The sequence below is a fragment of the Streptomyces sp. NBC_01537 genome, assembly GCF_045040445.1.
Classification (GTDB): Bacteria; Actinomycetota; Actinomycetes; order Streptomycetales; family Streptomycetaceae; genus Actinacidiphila.
Genome location: NZ_CP109392.1, coordinates 7,090,841 through 7,107,012, shown reverse-complemented (window position 1 = coordinate 7,107,012; position 16,172 = coordinate 7,090,841). Strand labels below are relative to the sequence as shown.

Sequence of the window (16,172 nt, the reverse complement as noted above, 5' to 3'; positions counted from 1 at the left end):
CCCGTGAGTCGGAGTGCGGCCTCAGGGCGCCGGGGCCGGGGCGCCGGGGCCGGTTGCGGTCAGCTGCAACCAGGAGGCCAGGTCCCGCAGTTCGTGGTGCACCGCCTCGGTCGTCTCCGGCTTGAACGGGACGTCCTCGTGGACGGCGTGCACAACCAGGGTGCCGGTCTTGCGGTCCGCCACGGCGTCCACCTTTCCGACGAGGCTGTCGTTGTGCAGGACCGGCAGGGCGAAATAGCCCCAGCGCCGCTTGGCCTTGGGCTTGTACATCTCCAGTACGTATTCGTACCCGAACAGCTCCATGAGCCGGCTCCGATCGTGCACCAGCCGGTCGAACGGCGACAGCAGAGCGGTGCGCCCTGAGAACGGCTGCCCGATCGCGGCAGGGTCCACCCGCCAGGTACCGGGGATGCCCTCCACGGTGGCCACTTCCCCCGCCTCGCCGACCTCTCCCGGTTCGCTCGGGGAGCCGACCGCGTTCTCGCGGACGATGCCCAGCGAGCGCAGCCGCCTCTCGTGCCGCAGCCGGCGTGCCTCCTCCGGCGTCACCTCGGGCGTACCGGCCGGATACACCCTGCCGGCCAGATCCCACAGCCGCTGCCGCCCACGGCGGCCGGCGATGGCGACCTCGCCGCGCATCATGAGGAACTCCAGCATCTGCGTGACGTTGCGGTTGTTGGTCCACCCTGTGGACGGCCACGCCACCACGCTGGTGTCCGGGATGTCCCGCGACAGCAACGGACCGGAGCCGCCGAGCCGTTCGAGGACGTCCCGGCGGAACGAGTCGTTCTGCCGCAGCCACTCCTGCTCCCTCTTCCGGCTGGGCCAGATCCTCATGCCCGGGAGGAGGAACACCAGATCGTCCGCCGGACGCACCATCGCGTTGTGCTCGATGAGCATGCGGCTCTGCTCCAGGGCCTGCCGGAGCTGCTCCGGCCGGTACGAGGACCCGAGCCGGCTCCAGGCGATGAGGTCCGCGCTCGGTGCCACGGCGGCCGTCGGGTCGATCTGCAGCAGCGTCAACTGGCCTATCACCGCCAGCAGATCGGTCGGTCGCGGGGCATCCAGCAGTTGGGCGCGAACGGCGATGCGCCGCGCCTCCGCCAGGTCGAGTCGATGTTCCACCATGCGCCGAAACTACCGAACACAAGGCTCGGCCACGGACAGTTCCAGCGCTGTTGGCGGAACTGTCCGTGGCCGCACGGGAAGCCGGGGCCTCAGGGTCTAGCCGACCCGCTGGATGAGAGCTCGGCGGATCAGGAACTTGCCGGGTTCGCGGACCTGTTCGAAGGCGGCGTTGTTGAGGAGGGCGCAGCTGCCGGAGACCGAGGTGACGGTGACGGTGATGGATTTGTTGTTGTCGAGGTTGGTCACCTTGAGGCGGGTGCCCTGCGGGAACTGGTTGCTGGAGGCTGCCGGGGCTCCGGATTCGCCGGAGAGGGTGACGGTGGAGCCGGGGCAGACGACGGATCCGGCGGCGGGGGCGGCCGTGGTGGGGGCGGCCTTGGTGGGGGCGGGCACAGCCTTGGTGGGGGTGGCCACGGCTGAGGGGGTCGCGGCTGGGGCGGCGGAGCCGGCGGTGCAGCCGGAGGCTCGTTGTTGGAGGCCGATCTGGGCGATGACGGCTTCGCGGTTGGCTATGCGGGCGGCGGATTGGGCGTCGGGGTGGGCCTTCTGATCGGCGATGAAGTTCTGGTTGTTGCGCAGCGCGGTGTCCAGGCCGTCGCAGACGACCGACGCGGCGTTGCCGGTGCCGGTGGTGACGAATGCGATGCCGCCGACCAGCGCGGCGGCGCCGATGAGTGCCGCCGCCTTCTTCCGGGGGCTCAGTGTCCTCTTCCGCGTCATGTGCGACTCGGTTCCTCTCGTGTGACCAGCCTTGGGAGTTCCTTGCTGCGAGCCAGTACGGGGCTTCGCGGAGGATCTCCCAACCGGATGGCCTGCTTGAGGTGGGCTTAAGGACGCCTTGAGGCGGAATCGGACCGAACGGGGCGAGCCGGGTTACTCCTCCGGGGGGAAGACCGGCTCGCCGGTGCCGAGGAGGGTGATGGCGATGGCTTCGACGGGGCAGCCTTCCGCCGCCGCCAGCAGGGTCTCGGCGGCGGGGGCGTCCGGCTCGACGGGGTTGGACTGGCGGGCGGCGTCGAGCTTGAAGCCTTCGGGGGCGGCGTTGACGCACATGCCGGAGCCGATGCAGACCGTGCGGTCGACCTCGATGTGCCAGCGGTCGGCGGTCATGAGGCGGTGGGGGCGGTCGGCCCCACGTAGCCGGGCGGGAGCTGGATCATCTTGTGTTCGAGGAATTCGGAGTAGCCCTCGGGGCCGAATTCGCGGCCCAGGCCGGAGGACTTGTAGCCGCCGAAGGGGCCGAGCATGTCGAGGGCGAAGGTGTTGACGCAGTAGGTGCCGGTGCGGATCTGGCGGGCCACCTCGATGCCGTGCTCGACGTCGGCCGCCCAGACGCTGCCGGAGAGGCCGTAGTCGGAGTCGTTGGCGATGCGGACGGCGTCGGGCTCGTCGTCGTAGGGGAGGAGGCAGATGACGGGGCCGAAGATCTCCTCGCGGGCGATACGCATGGTGTTGGAGACCTCGCCGAAGAGGGTGGGCTCGACGTACCAGCCGGTGGGCCGGCCGGCCGGGCGGCCGCCTCCTGTAAGGACTTTGGCGCCTTCCTGCTGGCCTAGGGCGATGTAGTCGAGGGAGCGCCGGCGCTGGCGGGCGGCGACGAGGGGGCCGACCTGGGTGGCGGGGTCGAGGGGGTCGCCGACGACGAGGGCGGAGGCGGCGGCGGCGAAGGCGTCGGCGATCTCGTCGTAGCGGGAGCGGGGGGCGAGGATGCGGGTCTGGGCCACGCAGGCCTGGCCGTTGTTCATCCAGGCGGCGCCGACGATGCCGGGGACGGCGGCCGCGAGGTCCGCGTCGGGGAGGATGATGGCGGCGGACTTGCCGCCGAGTTCCAGGGTGACGCGGGTGAGGTTGCGGGAGGCGACCTCCATGACGCGCTTGCCGGCGGCCACGGAGCCGGTGAAGGAGACCTTGTCGATGCCGGGGTGGCCGACCAGGTATTCGCTGACCTCGCGGTCGGCGGGGAGGACGGACAGGACGCCGTCGGGGAGGCCGGCCTCGCGGGCGATGTCGGCGAGGAGGTAGGAGTCCAGCGGGGCTTCGGGGGACGGCTTGAGGATCACCGTGCAGCCGGAGAGCAGCGCCGGGGCGAGCTTGGCGGCGGCGGTGAACTGCGGGACGTTCCAGGGGATGACGGCGGCCACGACGCCGACCGGCTCGCGCCGGATGACCAGCGGCCACATGACGCCGGGGCGGCGCTCCTCGTAGGGGAAGTCGGTGGCGACGCGGATGGCGGCGTCCCAGACCATGACGGCGGCCAGGGCCTGGCCCATGACGGCCCAGGAGTAGGGGGAGCCGTTCTGGAGGCTGATGAGGCGGGCGATCTCCTCGTAGCGGGCGGCGACGGCGTCCTTGATGCGGGTGACGACGGCGATGCGTTCGGCCAGCGGTGTGCTCGGCCACTCGCCGCGGCCCTCGTCGAAGGCCTGGCGGGCGGTGGCCACGGCCCGGTCGACGTCGGCGCGGGAGGCGTGCGGGACACGGCCGATGACCTGCTCGGTGTGGGGGGATACGACCTCGATGGTGCCGCCGTCCTCCAGGGGATCGACGAGCGCTCCGCCGATGACAAGCTGTCCGTGTTCGATGAGCTCGGTCATGACCTCGGCATCCTCTCTGACGCCTCTGACAGTCTCCGGCAGCCTCTGACAGGCCGTCAGAAATTGACCCTGCTGCAGAACTGATACCAGTTCTAGTTATGGTGGGCAATGCGTACGACGCGACGAGAGGGGATCCCATGACGGACCACGGCGACCACGGCGGCGGCATCCACAGCATCAAGGTCCCGATCCCCGACAACCCCCTCGGTCATACGCTCGTCTACGTCATGGACACCGACCGCGGCCCCGTCCTCATCGACACCGGCTGGGACGACCCCGCCTCCTACGACGCCCTCACCCGCGGCCTCACCGCCCTCGGCACGTCCGTCGCCGACATCCACGGCGTCCTCGTCACCCACCACCACCCCGACCACCACGGCCTCTCCGGCCGGGTCCGGGAGGACTCCGGCGCCTGGATCGCCATGCACGCCGCCGACATCGACGTCGTCCGGCGCATCCAGGCCGCCGATCCCGGTGTCTGGCTCAGCACTCTGCTCGCCAAGCTCGTCGCCGCCGGCGCCCCCGAGGCCCACCTCGCCCCCCTGCGCAAAGCCAGGGCCTCCGGCCGGACGCGTACGCTGCCCGGCATGCGGTCCGCGCTCCCCGACCGGGAGATCGTGCCCGGGGAGCGCCTGCCGCTCGCCGGGCGGCGACTGCGGGCCGTCTGGACTCCGGGGCACACCCCGGGGCACGTATGCCTCTACGACGAGGACGCTCGGCGGTTGTTCTCCGGGGACCATCTGCTGCCTGAGATCACCCCGCACATCGGGCTCTACGAGGACCCCGAGGACGCCACGGTCACCGATCCGCTCGGCGACTACCTGGACTCCCTGGAACGGATCGGCCGCCTTCACCTGGTGGAGGTGCTGCCCGCCCACCAGTACGCCTTCGCCGATGCCGGTGGGCGGGTCGCCGAGCTGCTCGCGCACCACGCGGAGCGGCTGGCGGCGCTTCGGGAGCTCATCACCGAGGTGGCGCTCACCCCCTGGCAGCTCGCGGAGCTGATGGAGTGGAACCGCCCCTGGGAGCAGATCCCTTACGGGTCCCGCAACATCGCCGTCAGCGAGGCCGAGGCCCACGTGCGCCGGCTCGTCAAGGCGGGCCTGGCCGAGCCGGTGCCGGGGTCGGACCCGGTCGCGTATCGCGCGGCGTGACCGGTTTCTCCGGCGGCCGGATCCGATGAACAGAGAGACGAGCATGTCGCATCCCGAGCAACCCCTGGTGGAGTACTTCTTCATCATCGCCTTCAGCTACCGCGAGAACGATGCCGAGACCTTCTCCGGCACATTCACGCCCACCCCGGGCATGACCAGGTACGACGTCTACAACCGGATCCACGCCGATCACCTGCAGCGGATGCCCTCACTCATCCGGCGCAGCTGCAAGGTGACCTTCTTCTCGCTGGAGCCCAATCAGCTGGGCTGAGAGACGCCCACCCTCAGAGCCGCTGCAGGATCGTGCCCGTCGCCAGCGCGCCGCCCGCGCACATCGTGATGAGGGCGAACTCCTTGTTCGTACGCTCCAGTTCGTGCAGGGCCGTCGTGATCAGCCGGGCTCCCGTCGCGCCGACCGGGTGCCCCAGGGCGATCGCGCCGCCATTGACGTTGACCTTGGCGAGGTCCTGGTCGAAGACCTGGGCCCAGGACAGGACGACCGAGGCGAAGGCCTCGTTGATCTCGACGAGGTCGATGTCGTTGAGGGACATGCCGGCCTTGCCGAGGACGGCCTTGGTGGCGTCGATGGGGCCGTCGAGGTGGTAGTGCGGGTCGGCGCCGACGAGGGCCTGGGCGACGATGCGGGCGCGCGGCTTGAGCCGCAGGGCGCGGGCCATGCGCTTGGAGGCCCACATCACGGCGGCGGCGCCGTCGGAGATCTGGGAGGAGTTGCCGGCGGTGTGGACGGCGGTGGGCATGATGGGCTTGAGGCCGGCGAGGCCCTCGGGGGTGGTGTCGCGGGGGCCCTGGTCGCGGTCGACGAGGCGCCACATGCCCTGTCCGGCGAGCTGTTCGTCCTCGGTGGTGGGGACCTGGACGGCGAAGATCTCGCGCTTGTAGCGCTCCTCGGCCCAGGCGCGGGCGGCGCGTTCCTGGGAGATGAGCCCGAGGCGGTCGACGTTCTCACGGGTGAGGCCGCGGCGGCGGGCGATGCGCTCGGCGGCCTCGAACTGGTTGGGGAGGTCGACGTTCCATTCGTCGGGGAAGGGCTTGCCGGGGCCGTGCTTGGAGCCGCTGCCGAGCGGCACGCGGCTCATGGCTTCGACACCGCAGCCGATGCCGATGTCGATGACGCCGGCGGCGATCATGTTGGCGACCATGTGGTTGGCCTGCTGTGAGGAGCCGCACTGACAGTCGACGGTCGTCGAGGCGGTCTCGTAGGGAAGGCCCATGGCGAGCCACGCGTTGCGCGCGGGGTTCATGGACTGCTCGCCGGCGTGGGTGACGGTGCCGCCGACTATCTGCTCGACGGCGTCGGGCTGGATGCCGGTGCGGCCCAGCAGTTCGCGGTAGGTCTCGCCCAGCAGGTAGGCGGGATGGAGGTTGGCGAGCGCGCCTCCGCGCTTGCCGATGGGGGTGCGTACAGCTTCGACGATGACGGGTTCTGCGGCCATGAGACCTCGTCCTCTCCTCGGCCGAGGGGCGTCCCGGCGCCCGCGGCAGAACTAGTACGCGTTCTAGTTCCACCTGCAGTCTGCTTACCGGGGGTACGGACACGCAAGGGTCGTGCACGCAATCGGCGACGCAATCAGCCACGCGTCAACCGCACAATCGGCGGCGTCAGTTGTCTTGCGGGTTGCGGGGGCCGTTATTACCGTCGAGGCGAATGAATCTGATGGATCGTCAGACTTGGAGCGTCGATGTCCACCTGCCCCGCGCTTCCCGACGGCTTCGACCTCACCGACCCGGACATCTACCAGCACCGCGTCCCGCTTCCCGAGCTCGCCGAGCTGCGGCAGACCGCCCAGGTGTGGTGGGTCCAGCAGCCGCACGGCGTGGCCGGCTTCGGCGACGACGGCTACTGGGCGGTGACCCGGCACGCCGACGTCAAGGCCGTGTCCGTGGCCCCGGAGGTCTTCTCCTCCCGTGCCAACACCGCGATCATCCGCTTCAACGAGCACATGAAGCGCGACCGGATCGAGGCCCAGCGGCTGAGCATCCTCAACCAGGACCCGCCCGAGCACACCGGGCTGCGCCAGATCGTCCAGCGCGGCTTCACCCCACGCGCCATCCGCGCCCTGGAGGACGCACTGCGCGAGCGCGCGGCGCGGATCGTGGCCGGCGCGGCGACCCGCGAGGGCGGCAACTTCGTCACCGAAATCGCCGCCGAGCTGCCGCTCCAGGCCATCGCGGATCTGCTCGGCGTCCCGCAGGAGGACCGGGCCAAGATCTTCGACTGGTCCAACACCATGGTCGGCTACGACGATCCCGAACTCGCCGTCACCGAGGAGATCGGCACCAACGCCGCCATCGAGCTGATCTCGTACGCCATGAACATGGCCGCCGAGCGCCGGGCCTGCCCCGCCCAGGACATCGTCACCAAGCTCATCGCAGCCGAGGACGAGGGCAATCTGTCGGACGACGAGTTCGGCTTCTTCGTTCTGACCCTGGCCGTGGCCGGCAACGAGACCACCCGCAACGCGATCACCCACGGGATGCACGCCTTCCTCACCCACCCCGAGCAGTGGGAACGCTTCCGGGCCGAGCGGCCTGCCACCACCGCCGACGAGATCGTCCGCTGGGCCACCCCCATCACGTCCTTCCAGCGCACCGCCACCCGCGACACCGAGCTGTGCGGCGCGCAGATCAAGGCCGGAGACCGGGTGGGGCTCTTCTACGCCTCCGCCAACAACGACCCCGAGGTCTTCGACCGGCCCGAGGTCTTCGACATCACCCGCGATCCCAATCCCCACCTGGGCTTCGGCGGCGGCGGCCCGCACTTCTGCCTCGGCGCCAGCCTCGCCCGGATGGAGATCGGCCTGATCTTCGACGCGATCGCCGACACCCTGCCGGGCATCCGGCTCGTCGGCGAGCCACGGCGGCTGCGGTCGGCGTGGATCAACGGGGTGAAGGAGCTGCAGGTCAGGTACGCGTAGGGCTTTCAGCCCGTACGGCTGTCAGCCCGTACGGCTGTCAGCCGGGGAGGCGGACCCGGAACCAGGCGCCGCGGCCGAAGCGTTCGAGTGTCACGGTGCCCCCGTGGGCGGCGGCGACGGCGGCGACGATGCTGAGCCCGAGCCCGCTGCCCGCCGCCGCGGTGCTTTCGCCCCGTACGAAGCGGTCGAAGATCTTGGGGAACAGCTCGGGCGGCACGCCGGGCCCGTCGTCGATCACCTCGATGACCCGGTAGCCGCCTTCCTCCGTGCCCAGGGCCAGGGTCGTCGTGGTGCCCTCGGGGGTGTGCAGGCGGGAGTTGGCCAGCAGATTGACGATGACCTGGTGGAGCCAGAGCGGGTCGCCGGTCACGGTGTGCTTGCCGGGCGCGACGATCAGCCGCACCTGGCGCCCGGGGTGGATGTCGCGCACGACGGCGACCGCGTCGCGGCAGAGCTGGGGCAGATCGACGCTCCGGCGTTCGAGCGGCTGACGGAGGTCGAGGCGGGTGAGCAGGGCGAGCTCGTTGATGAGCGAGGCCATCCGCTCGGTCTCGGCCGCCGCCTGCGCGAGCGCTTCCTCGGGCGGGCCGCCGAGCTGCACGAGCTGGATGTAGCAGGAGACGGTGGTCAGCGCATTGCGCAGCTCGTGCCCCGCCGTGGCCAGGAACTCCCGCAGTTGGCGCTCGGACTCCTGCCGCTCCCAGGCCTGCCGGCGGAAGACCAGCCCGATGCCGGCTGCCGCGACGGCGAGCAGCGGCAGCCCGAAACAGGCCTCGACCTCAAGCAGTTGATGGGCGGTCAGCGGCGCGGCAGCGGTCAGCAGGGTTTCGGTGCCGGCGCCGAGGATGACCAGGCCGGCGGCCAGGAGAAGACCGGCCGCCGGCCAGAAACATCTTCGCTTCCAGCCGGTCAGTTCCACGGCAAGAAGATCCTTTGTGGGCAATATCTGTCAGAGTGCTCCAGCTAAGGAGCACATCCTGGCACATACGGATCAGTAACTACAGATCTACCCAGAGGAAACAGGAACCGACTCACCGCTTGGCGGCTGCCGCCCGTACGTCGTCGAGCAGGGCGTACATCGTCGCGCCCGGGCAGTCCGTCGCCATCCAGTCGCGGTGGCCGCCGACCGTGGTGACGTCCTTCTGCACGCCGTTGACCGGGTTGGTGTACGTCACCTCGGCCTGCGGGTCGAGCCCGTGGAAGCGGGCCAGCACCGAGATCAGCCGCGTGAGCGACCGCTTGGCGGCGGCGGTCGGCCCCTGGTCGATGAGGGTGCCGAGCAGGGCGATGCCCAGGTTGCCGGAGTTGTAGCCGCCCGTGTGGAAGGCGGTCACGACCTTGCCGTCGGCGTTGTGGGCGGGGATGCCGTCGTCGCCCGAGTAGCGGCCCTCGTAGATCCGGCCGGCCTCGTCGATCAGGAAGTGGTAGCCGATGTCACCCCAGTCGTTGGTGATCGCGTGGTACTCGTAGATCGCCCGGACCGTCGCCGCCGGGTCCGGGTCGTCATTCGGGGTGTCGGTGTGGTGGACGGTCAGCACCTGCGCCGGGTAGTACGCCGTCGGCGTGTTCTCCGTACCGTCGGCCTTGAACCGCTTCGACTCGTCCGCGCCCCACGCCGCCCGCGACAGATACTCCACCCCGCGCACCCGCGTCGGGTCCGACGGAACCTCGCAGGTCCGCTTCTTCCCGTCCGTCGTATCGATCGCCAGCGACCGCACATCCGTCACCCCGGACGACGCCTTCACCTCGTACGCGGTGACATCCCCGGCCGCCACCAGCGCCGTTCCCAGCGTGCCGTCGTCCGCCGCCGCGCTCGCGCAGCCGCCGACCACGTCCTGCCACGCGCCCTCGGCGAGCTTGATCGCGGTCCCGTCCTGCTCCCCGGCCCACCGCAGCCCCACATAGCTGATGGGGAAGGCGGCGGTGGCGGCCCCGGCGCCATCGGCCGCCTGCGCCCGGGTCGCCGGGAACTTCTCGGTCGTCGTACCGGCACCGGCACCGGTGTCCGCGCTGCCGGACGCACCGGAAGAGTCGGGCTCGGTGGCCGCGAACACCACCGGCGTCAGAGCCGCACCGACGGCCACCGCACCGGCCGCGCCGATCACTCCCCGACGCGACATCCGCGACTTCGCGCGGTGGGCAGGAGAGGGGGGTGTGGAGGGATTGGACATGGAGGTGACCTTCCGGTTCCTTGCATCTCGCTACGCGCCCGGCGACAGCGTCAATGTCGACATCCGCGTCAGCCCATGGGCGCTTGAACTATCAATCGACCCTATCGCCCCTTCCGTAACACCCACGCCACAAAGTGAGCCGAAGATGTGAAGAACCCATGGGTCCGGTCAGCCCTTCGAAACCGTCCACCGCGTCGACGCCGCCCACGCCTCTGCGACCTCGACCACCAGATCCACCACCGGGTCCTTGACGTCCACATACGCGTCCAGACCGGCCACCGACTCCGCCAGCACCGCCTTGAAGCGCGCATACGCCGGCACCGCCCCCGGATGCGCCCGGAACCAGTCCCGGAACAGCAGCCGCTCGTTCGGTGAACCCGCCCTCCGCACATGAAGATTGACGTCCAGCCCGGCCCCCTCCGCCGCGGCCTCCGCCCCGCGCCGCCGCCAGTAGCGCTTCACCCAGCGCTCCGGGTCGTCGTCCCGCCCGGCGGGCACGTGATCGCGCTCGTACGGCAGCCGCTCGAAGCCCCGCTCCGCCAGGGGCCGCGCGAAAGCGCCCGCCGCCTCGTCCAGGTCCGCGACGCTCACCTGGAGGTCCAGCACCGGCTTGGCGGCCATACCCGGGATCGACGTACTGCCGATGTGCTCGGCGCGCAGCGCCAACGTCCCGAGGGCTGCGCGCAGTTCGGCGAGCAGCGCGGCCGCCTGCGGCTGCCAGGCGGGGTCGTGGGCCACCACCACGACCGGGACGACGGGGCGGGGATCAGGCGCGTCGGAGGTCATTCCGCCGATATTACGTACCGGCCCGCCCGCCCCGCCCGGCACAATGACGCGATGGACATCCGGACCGCCCGCCCCGACGAACTCCCCCTCCTCCAGGACATCGAGCGAGCCGCCGGATCCTGCTTCCGCAACATCGGCATGCCCGAGATCGCCGACGACGATCCCCTCCCCCTCCACGAACTCGCCCGCTACCAGCGCGCCGGCACCGCCTGGGTCGCCGACGACCACACCGGGACCCCGGTCGCCTACCTCCTCGCCGAACCCGAGCCCGTCGACGGCAACCTCCACATCGAGCAGGTCTCGGTCCACCCCCGCCACGCCCACCGCCGCATCGGCCGCGCCCTCATCGACCACCTCGCCCACCATGGGGCCGCCCCGGCCGTCCCCGCCCTGACCCTGACCACCTTCGCCGAGGTCCCCTGGAACGCCCCCTACTACGCCCGCTGCGGCTTCCGCATCCTCGCCGACGACGCCCTCTCCCCCGGCCTGCGCGCCATCCGCCGCCGCGAGGCCGCGCACGGCCTGGAGCGGTGGCCGAGGGTGTGCATGCGCAGGGGGATCGCGTACTGAGCCGCCGTCTCCAGCGTCTTCCGGCCGTGTGGTGCGAAGAAGGTTTGTGGACAGAGGTCAAGCCCGTGCGCGGGCGGGTACCTCCCGGGCGAGAGCGATCGCGACGGCACCGAGAAGGCTCCCAGTGGTCCAGCGTTGCCACTTGGCCCATGCCGGGCGGCTCTTGAGCAGGCTGGCGATTGATCCAGCCGCGAGCACGATCAGCGCGTTCACGGTGAGGCCTACTGCGATCTGCACAGCGCCGAGAGTGAACCCTTGGGCCGTGGTGTGGCCGCGTGCGGGATCGATGAACTGCGGGATGAGCGCGAGGTACAGGATGGCGACCTTCGGGTTGAGCAGGTTGGTGATCAGCCCCATCCGCAGCAGCCTGCAGTGCGAGTCGCGCTGGAGGCTGCGTGGCTCGAACAACCCGCGTCCTCCCTGCCTGAGCGCCTGCCAGGCCAGGAATGCGAGGTAGGCCGCGCCGACAGCTTTAAGACCGATGTACAGCCATGGGACGGCAACGAAGACCACCGCCAACCCCACGTTGGCCAAAGTCATGTACACGAGGAAGCCCACTGCAGTCCCAACCAGCGAGACAAGCCCAGCCACGCGGCCCTGGCTGACGCTCCGAGACACCAGATACACCATGTTCGGGCCCGGCGTCAGTGCCATTCCCAGTTCGACCAGGGCCATTCCGCCGGCTGCCGCCGATGAGATCATCACACACGTCACCATGTCAGACGCGGCGCAACAGGCGTCACCCGGCATCCTCGCTCCCTTGCGTGCAGAGAGGTTGTCCATGATCACGTAAATCGGGGACCGCCTACGCCTGCCAGGCGGTTCGACTTGCCCGACTTATACGCCAGCTGCACCTAACCGTACATGACCAGTCGCACAGAGTTACGTGTATGCTGTTGATTGAGTCCGTTGTTCTTAAACAAGGAGGCTTCCATGAGCCTGACCACCATCGACCTCGATGACGAGGCCCTGCGGGAAGCCATGCGCGTCTCCGGAATAAGGACGAAGAAGGAGGCCGTCAACACCGCTCTGCGTGAATTCGCAGCCCGCCACCAGCGGATCGAAGCGATCGAGCGTTACGCGGCCCTGGCCCAGGACTGGGACTACGAGGGCTGGAAGCTTCGGCATGACGCGGACAAGGGCCGCGGCACACCGCAGTGATTCGCTATCTCATCGATTCATCGGCCCTTTGGCGCATCCAACGGGACAAGGATCTCCGCACAGCCTGGACCGAGGCGATCAGCAGCGGCGTGATCGGCTCATGCCAGCCTCAACGAACCGAATTCCGCAGGTCGGCCCGCAACCGGGCTGAGTTCGACGCGATGACCGAACTGTTCGCCGATCTCTACCCGGACGTCGCCGTTCCGAAGTCCGCCTGGCGCTGGACGGAGACCGCTCAGTATCGACTGTCACAGCTCGAAGCACATCAAGCCCTTTCAGCACTCGACCTGATCATCGCGGCCACCGCGGCCCACTATGACCTGGTTGTCCTGCACGACGACACCGACTTCGTCACCCTTGCGGGTGCCGTCCAGGACTTGCGGGAGCGCAACATTCACGACGCCCCCGCCTGAGCCGAAGCAACGCTCCGCTCCGCTTACCAGGCCCGCCAGTAGACGCTGCCGTCCGGGTGGCGGGTGAGCCAGCCACCCTCCACGAGATAGCGGCGCAGGGCCGAGAAGTCCTCGTGGACCGTGAGCAGCGCGTCGTTGATCTCCCGCTCGCTGTAGTCCCGGCCGGGCTCGAAGAGGGTCTCCGCCAGGTACGCGAGGAGCTGCTCGCGGCGCGCGGCCTTGCGCGGGATGGCCGTCAGCCGTCCCCGGGAGAAGAGCGCGGACACCTCGTGGGTGCCGGTTGCTGCGGCGGGCATGGTTTCTCCTCGCGGGGTCGGGGTTGTCACCCTCGGAGCGTGTCACAGCGGCCCCGCCGCGAGCATCGCAATTTCCCGTGTCCGGGACCCCGCGGGGCACCGTCCGCTCGCGGGCATGCGAGGCTGGGCACATGTCTGTTGTGAAGATCAATGTGCTGACTGTGCCGGCCGAACAGCGGGAGATCCTGGAGAAGCGGTTCGCGTCCCGCGCCGGGTCCGTGGAGGGCTCGGACGGCTTCGAGTGGTTCGAGCTGCTGCGCCCGGTGGAGGGCACCGACCAGTACCTGGTGTACACGCGGTGGCGCAGCGAGGAGGACTTCCAGGGATGGATGTCCGGCTCCATGCAGGCCGCGCACCGCGGGTCCGGGGACGCCAAGCCCGCCGCGAGCGGCTCCAGCCTGTGGTCGTTCGAGGTCGTGCAGTCGACGGGGCCGAAGCAGGACTGAAGGGACGCTCCGACGACCGCGACCAGGACGCCGAGCTGGAGCGGCTGCTCGCTCTCTCGTGGGTGAGCCCCGGCATCATGGTCGTCGGTAGGTTCATACGCGAGAGGACGAGTGCGACGGGTGTCTGGCGGCGGACAGGCGGCTTTGACGGCGCTGTGGCAGCAGCGTTGGCCCAGTTGCCCTCCGGTTGGGTACAAGCTCCGTGACCCGTATCGGGATGTCTGGGTACGTTTTCACAGCCTGCCGGAGTCGAAGCGGTACGCGGAGGACGAGAGCGAGTACACCGTTGTCCTGGAGCGTTACAACACCGTCCTCGATGAGTTGTTCGCTGGTGCGGATGTGTATGTGATCACTCCGCTCTGGACGACCGAAGCTGGGGTTCCGTCATTCCAACCCGTCGCGGGGTACTGGCGGAGCCTGCTGGTGGAGGACGATCCTGACCCTGAGTTCCGCACGCACTGCCACCTCTTCGCCACCCAGCGGCCCTGGCGGCATGGCTGCATCGACGAGTTGCTCCGAGACATCGCCGACGACAAGGTGGCGGGAGTCCTCATCACCGACACCCGGATGCAGCGCATCCACCACCCCTACGACGGTGGCGCCGATGTCTTCCTCGCCACGTCCGAGGAACGGGACCGGATGCGCGATCGGCATGCCGACTGGCTTTCCAGTCATACGTCGGGCCTCTGACCAGCTCGGATCACCGCCCCACTCAGAATGGTGGCACGCCTCAATGATTCCCAACGGCGTGCCGGCAGGGCGGGGTTCTTGGCGCGCATTGCCTGGGGGCTGGAGTGCTCTGCCGCACTTTCCTTGTGGGCTGGGGGTCAGGCCGGTACGCCGGAGCCTCGCTTGATGAGGGCGTCGAAGGCGCGGGCGGGCAGGAGCCGACTGATCAGGATCAGAGGGCCGGCGCCGAAGCCGACGCGGTAGCGGATGCGCGGGCGGCGGGTCGTGGCGGCCTTGGTCACCGCGTCCGCGATCACGGAAGGGGGAGAGGTCATCCGGGCCCCCTCCTGGGAGCTGCTTTCCAGGGACTTCGCCATGGCCTTGGCCTGCTCGGCGTAGGGGCCGTGACCGGAGGTGGCACGCAGCTTGTCGGCTGCGATCCCGCCCCACTCGGTATGGATCGAGCCGGGCTCGATGAGGACGACGTTGATGTCGAACCGCTTCAGTTCGAGCCGGAGCGCGTCGCTGAGCCCTTCCACGGCGAACTTGCTGGCGTGGTACCAGGCGCCCATCGGGGTGGCGAAGCGCCCGCCCATGGAGCTGATGTTGACGATCGTGCCGCTGCGCCGGGTGCGCATGTGGGGCAGCACGAGCTGGGTGAGGTGGGCCAGGCCGAAGAGGTTGACGTCGATCTGGGCACGGGCCTCGTCCAGGGGGACGTCCTCCAGAGCTCCGTAGGAGCCGTATCCGGCGTTGTTGACCAAGACGTCGATACGCCCCTCGTCTTCGATGATCCTGCCGATCGCGTCCTTCGCCGAAGTGCCATCGGTGACGTCCAGGGCCAGCGTGCGTACGCCCGCGGCGGCGAGCGCGCCCATGCGGTCGACGCGGCGCGCGGCGCCGTAAACGATGAATCCCGCCTTCTGCAACCGGAGTGCGGTGGACTCACCGATACCGGAGGAGGCTCCTGTGACCAGTGCAACCTTGTTCGACATGAAAGTTCCCTTGTTCGTGTCAGGCCCGGCGTGCGGGCCGTCGGCCGGACGGGCTTCGCGTTGCCACAAACATAAGAGACCGTCGGTCTGAACACAAGAGGACGGCGGTCTGTAATCAAGAGACTGCCAGTCTGTAGACTCCGGACATGACCACCTTCCAGCGGGCAAGGAGTGAGGAACAACGCTTGGTGCGAAGGCAGAGCATCCTGCAGACCGCCGCAGCGATGCTCGCCGAGATGCCGGTCTCCGCGATGAGCCTCAACGAGCTGAGCCGCCGCGTCGGGCTCGCCAAGTCCAACGTGCTGCGCTACTTCGAAACACGTGAAGCCGTGCTGCTCGACCTGCTCGACCAGAGCGCCCGTGACTTCCTGACAGAAGCGGGCGAACAGCTTCGCTCACTGATCGACGCGCGCGACCCTCTGGACGCCAGGATCGAAGCCGCGGCATCCGGACTGGCCGCATCCTTCGCTGCCCGACCGATGCTGTGTGAACTGCTCAGTGCACAGGCCGGCGTACTGGAGCACAACATCTCCATCGAGGTCGCGACCCGACACAAGGAAGGCGCCCGCGACAGCCTGCTCGGATTTGCCGAGTTGCTGCGGCGCCTCTTTCCCGAGCTCGACCAACCGCGTTCCCAACAGGGCGCCAACCTGATCATCATCATGATCTGCGGCCTGTGGACCCACACACACCCCGCGCCCGCGGTGCGCGCCGTCTATGACGCCGACCCGAGCTTCGCGTTCATGGACTCGAACTTCCCGGACGCCCTGCACCAGACGTTGTACGTACTGCTCACGGGTCTACTCGTCCGTAGCTGACACACCCAGGGGGCAGCGGAGCTCCGGGCGGGATC

General features: G+C 69.3%; 20 protein-coding genes. 9 read left to right on the top strand and 11 right to left on the bottom strand.

Annotated features, from left to right (window positions below):
- Nucleotides 1–21: 21 nt before the first annotated feature.
- The 4 genes from OG607_RS32730 to OG607_RS32715 form a co-directional block, all read right to left on the bottom strand.
- The gene (locus OG607_RS32730; protein ID WP_405731094.1) at nucleotides 22–1,128 is read right to left on the bottom strand and encodes a DNA glycosylase AlkZ-like family protein; all 1,107 of its coding nucleotides are present in this window, start codon (nucleotides 1,126–1,128) and stop codon (nucleotides 22–24) included.
- 96 nt (nucleotides 1,129–1,224) lie between these two features.
- The gene (locus tag OG607_RS32725) at nucleotides 1,225–1,848 is read right to left on the bottom strand and encodes a hypothetical protein (protein WP_405731092.1); all 624 of its coding nucleotides are present in this window, start codon (nucleotides 1,846–1,848) and stop codon (nucleotides 1,225–1,227) included.
- 153 nt (nucleotides 1,849–2,001) lie between these two features.
- On the bottom strand, nucleotides 2,002–2,238 hold the full coding sequence (locus OG607_RS32720; RefSeq protein ID WP_405731090.1) for a ferredoxin: 237 nt from the start codon (nucleotides 2,236–2,238) through the stop codon (nucleotides 2,002–2,004).
- Complete coding sequence (locus OG607_RS32715; RefSeq protein ID WP_405731088.1) at nucleotides 2,235–3,722, bottom strand: aldehyde dehydrogenase; 1,488 nt, start codon at nucleotides 3,720–3,722, stop codon at nucleotides 2,235–2,237. The genes OG607_RS32720 and OG607_RS32715 overlap by 4 nt, the downstream gene beginning before the upstream one ends.
- A gap of 137 nt (nucleotides 3,723–3,859) precedes the next feature.
- On the opposite strand from OG607_RS32715, the gene OG607_RS32710 reads away from it, so the two are divergent.
- Together OG607_RS32710 and OG607_RS32705 are read left to right on the top strand one after the other, a co-directional pair.
- The gene (locus tag OG607_RS32710) at nucleotides 3,860–4,876 is read left to right on the top strand and encodes an MBL fold metallo-hydrolase (protein WP_405731086.1); all 1,017 of its coding nucleotides are present in this window, start codon (nucleotides 3,860–3,862) and stop codon (nucleotides 4,874–4,876) included.
- 43 nt (nucleotides 4,877–4,919) lie between these two features.
- Nucleotides 4,920–5,147, top strand: coding sequence for a hypothetical protein (locus tag OG607_RS32705; RefSeq protein ID WP_405731084.1), 228 nt, complete (start codon nucleotides 4,920–4,922; stop codon nucleotides 5,145–5,147).
- Nucleotides 5,148–5,160: 13 nt separating this feature from the next.
- On the opposite strand, the gene OG607_RS32700 is transcribed toward OG607_RS32705, so the two are convergent.
- A complete protein-coding gene (locus tag OG607_RS32700) occupies nucleotides 5,161–6,330 on the bottom strand; it encodes a steroid 3-ketoacyl-CoA thiolase (protein ID WP_405731082.1) in 1,170 nt (389 codons plus the stop codon).
- 246 nt (nucleotides 6,331–6,576) lie between these two features.
- On the opposite strand from OG607_RS32700, the gene OG607_RS32695 reads away from it, so the two are divergent.
- On the top strand, nucleotides 6,577–7,812 hold the full coding sequence (locus tag OG607_RS32695) for a cytochrome P450 (RefSeq protein WP_405731080.1): 1,236 nt from the start codon (nucleotides 6,577–6,579) through the stop codon (nucleotides 7,810–7,812).
- Nucleotides 7,813–7,849: 37 nt separating this feature from the next.
- On the opposite strand, the gene OG607_RS32690 is transcribed toward OG607_RS32695, so the two are convergent.
- The 3 genes from OG607_RS32690 to OG607_RS32680 form a co-directional block, all read right to left on the bottom strand.
- The gene (locus tag OG607_RS32690) at nucleotides 7,850–8,731 is read right to left on the bottom strand and encodes a sensor histidine kinase (protein WP_405731078.1); all 882 of its coding nucleotides are present in this window, start codon (nucleotides 8,729–8,731) and stop codon (nucleotides 7,850–7,852) included.
- Nucleotides 8,732–8,843: 112 nt separating this feature from the next.
- Nucleotides 8,844–9,932 (bottom strand): peptidoglycan recognition family protein, encoded by a 1,089-nt coding sequence (locus OG607_RS32685; RefSeq protein WP_405731076.1) that lies wholly within the window; start codon nucleotides 9,930–9,932, stop codon nucleotides 8,844–8,846.
- 219 nt (nucleotides 9,933–10,151) lie between these two features.
- A complete protein-coding gene (locus tag OG607_RS32680) occupies nucleotides 10,152–10,769 on the bottom strand; it encodes a GrpB family protein (RefSeq protein ID WP_405731074.1) in 618 nt (205 codons plus the stop codon).
- Between the two features lie 51 nt (nucleotides 10,770–10,820).
- On the opposite strand from OG607_RS32680, the gene OG607_RS32675 reads away from it, so the two are divergent.
- Complete coding sequence (locus OG607_RS32675; protein ID WP_405731072.1) at nucleotides 10,821–11,339, top strand: GNAT family N-acetyltransferase; 519 nt, start codon at nucleotides 10,821–10,823, stop codon at nucleotides 11,337–11,339.
- A gap of 57 nt (nucleotides 11,340–11,396) precedes the next feature.
- On the opposite strand, the gene OG607_RS32670 is transcribed toward OG607_RS32675, so the two are convergent.
- Nucleotides 11,397–12,041, bottom strand: a complete 645-nt coding sequence (locus tag OG607_RS32670) for a LysE family translocator (RefSeq protein ID WP_405737197.1) — start codon at nucleotides 12,039–12,041, stop codon at nucleotides 11,397–11,399.
- Between the two features lie 231 nt (nucleotides 12,042–12,272).
- Between OG607_RS32670 and OG607_RS32665 the strand changes: the two genes are divergently transcribed.
- Together OG607_RS32665 and OG607_RS32660 are read left to right on the top strand one after the other, a co-directional pair.
- The gene (locus OG607_RS32665; protein ID WP_405731070.1) at nucleotides 12,273–12,500 is read left to right on the top strand and encodes a type II toxin-antitoxin system VapB family antitoxin; all 228 of its coding nucleotides are present in this window, start codon (nucleotides 12,273–12,275) and stop codon (nucleotides 12,498–12,500) included.
- Nucleotides 12,497–12,913, top strand: a complete 417-nt coding sequence (locus OG607_RS32660) for a PIN domain-containing protein (protein WP_405731068.1) — start codon at nucleotides 12,497–12,499, stop codon at nucleotides 12,911–12,913. The genes OG607_RS32665 and OG607_RS32660 overlap by 4 nt, the downstream gene beginning before the upstream one ends.
- Before the next feature lie 23 nt (nucleotides 12,914–12,936).
- Here the strand turns inward: OG607_RS32660 and OG607_RS32655 are convergent, their stop codons facing one another.
- A complete protein-coding gene (locus tag OG607_RS32655) occupies nucleotides 12,937–13,209 on the bottom strand; it encodes a DUF2087 domain-containing protein (protein ID WP_405731066.1) in 273 nt (90 codons plus the stop codon).
- A 131-nt stretch (nucleotides 13,210–13,340) separates the two neighbouring features.
- Here OG607_RS32655 and OG607_RS32650 point away from each other — a divergent pair, with 131 nt between their 5' ends.
- Together OG607_RS32650 and OG607_RS32645 are read left to right on the top strand one after the other, a co-directional pair.
- Nucleotides 13,341–13,655, top strand: a complete 315-nt coding sequence (locus OG607_RS32650) for an antibiotic biosynthesis monooxygenase family protein (RefSeq protein ID WP_405731064.1) — start codon at nucleotides 13,341–13,343, stop codon at nucleotides 13,653–13,655.
- Nucleotides 13,656–13,775: 120 nt separating this feature from the next.
- Nucleotides 13,776–14,345: a hypothetical protein gene (locus OG607_RS32645; RefSeq protein ID WP_405731062.1), complete on the top strand. Its 570-nt coding sequence runs from the start codon at nucleotides 13,776–13,778 to the stop codon at nucleotides 14,343–14,345.
- A gap of 137 nt (nucleotides 14,346–14,482) precedes the next feature.
- Here the strand turns inward: OG607_RS32645 and OG607_RS32640 are convergent, their stop codons facing one another.
- On the bottom strand, nucleotides 14,483–15,319 hold the full coding sequence (locus tag OG607_RS32640; protein WP_405731060.1) for an oxidoreductase: 837 nt from the start codon (nucleotides 15,317–15,319) through the stop codon (nucleotides 14,483–14,485).
- 146 nt (nucleotides 15,320–15,465) lie between these two features.
- Between OG607_RS32640 and OG607_RS32635 the strand changes: the two genes are divergently transcribed.
- Entirely contained in the window at nucleotides 15,466–16,137 is a 672-nt protein-coding gene (locus tag OG607_RS32635; protein WP_405731058.1) for a TetR family transcriptional regulator, read from the top strand.
- The last annotated feature ends 35 nt before the right edge of the window (nucleotides 16,138–16,172 follow it).

What these genes read in the sequence shown, in the direction of transcription:
- OG607_RS32685 (WP_405731076.1), bottom strand. Translation starts at nt 9,932, where the DNA reads ATGTCGCGTCGGGGAGTGATCGGCGCGGCCGGTGCGGTGGCCGTCGGT.
- OG607_RS32665 (WP_405731070.1), top strand. Translation starts at nt 12,273, where the DNA reads ATGAGCCTGACCACCATCGACCTCGATGACGAGGCCCTGCGGGAAGCC.
- OG607_RS32705 (WP_405731084.1), top strand. Translation starts at nt 4,920, where the DNA reads ATGTCGCATCCCGAGCAACCCCTGGTGGAGTACTTCTTCATCATCGCC.
- OG607_RS32675 (WP_405731072.1), top strand. Translation starts at nt 10,821, where the DNA reads ATGGACATCCGGACCGCCCGCCCCGACGAACTCCCCCTCCTCCAGGAC.
- OG607_RS32635 (WP_405731058.1), top strand. Translation starts at nt 15,466, where the DNA reads ATGACCACCTTCCAGCGGGCAAGGAGTGAGGAACAACGCTTGGTGCGA.
- OG607_RS32715 (WP_405731088.1), bottom strand. Translation starts at nt 3,722, where the DNA reads ATGACCGAGCTCATCGAACACGGACAGCTTGTCATCGGCGGAGCGCTC.
- OG607_RS32640 (WP_405731060.1), bottom strand. Translation starts at nt 15,319, where the DNA reads ATGTCGAACAAGGTTGCACTGGTCACAGGAGCCTCCTCCGGTATCGGT.
- OG607_RS32680 (WP_405731074.1), bottom strand. Translation starts at nt 10,769, where the DNA reads ATGACCTCCGACGCGCCTGATCCCCGCCCCGTCGTCCCGGTCGTGGTG.
- OG607_RS32700 (WP_405731082.1), bottom strand. Translation starts at nt 6,330, where the DNA reads ATGGCCGCAGAACCCGTCATCGTCGAAGCTGTACGCACCCCCATCGGC.
- OG607_RS32650 (WP_405731064.1), top strand. Translation starts at nt 13,341, where the DNA reads ATGTCTGTTGTGAAGATCAATGTGCTGACTGTGCCGGCCGAACAGCGG.
- OG607_RS32730 (WP_405731094.1), bottom strand. Translation starts at nt 1,128, where the DNA reads ATGGTGGAACATCGACTCGACCTGGCGGAGGCGCGGCGCATCGCCGTT.
- OG607_RS32710 (WP_405731086.1), top strand. Translation starts at nt 3,860, where the DNA reads ATGACGGACCACGGCGACCACGGCGGCGGCATCCACAGCATCAAGGTC.
- OG607_RS32695 (WP_405731080.1), top strand. Translation starts at nt 6,577, where the DNA reads ATGTCCACCTGCCCCGCGCTTCCCGACGGCTTCGACCTCACCGACCCG.
- OG607_RS32655 (WP_405731066.1), bottom strand. Translation starts at nt 13,209, where the DNA reads ATGCCCGCCGCAGCAACCGGCACCCACGAGGTGTCCGCGCTCTTCTCC.
- OG607_RS32670 (WP_405737197.1), bottom strand. Translation starts at nt 12,041, where the DNA reads ATGATCTCATCGGCGGCAGCCGGCGGAATGGCCCTGGTCGAACTGGGA.
- OG607_RS32720 (WP_405731090.1), bottom strand. Translation starts at nt 2,238, where the DNA reads ATGACCGCCGACCGCTGGCACATCGAGGTCGACCGCACGGTCTGCATC.
- OG607_RS32725 (WP_405731092.1), bottom strand. Translation starts at nt 1,848, where the DNA reads ATGACGCGGAAGAGGACACTGAGCCCCCGGAAGAAGGCGGCGGCACTC.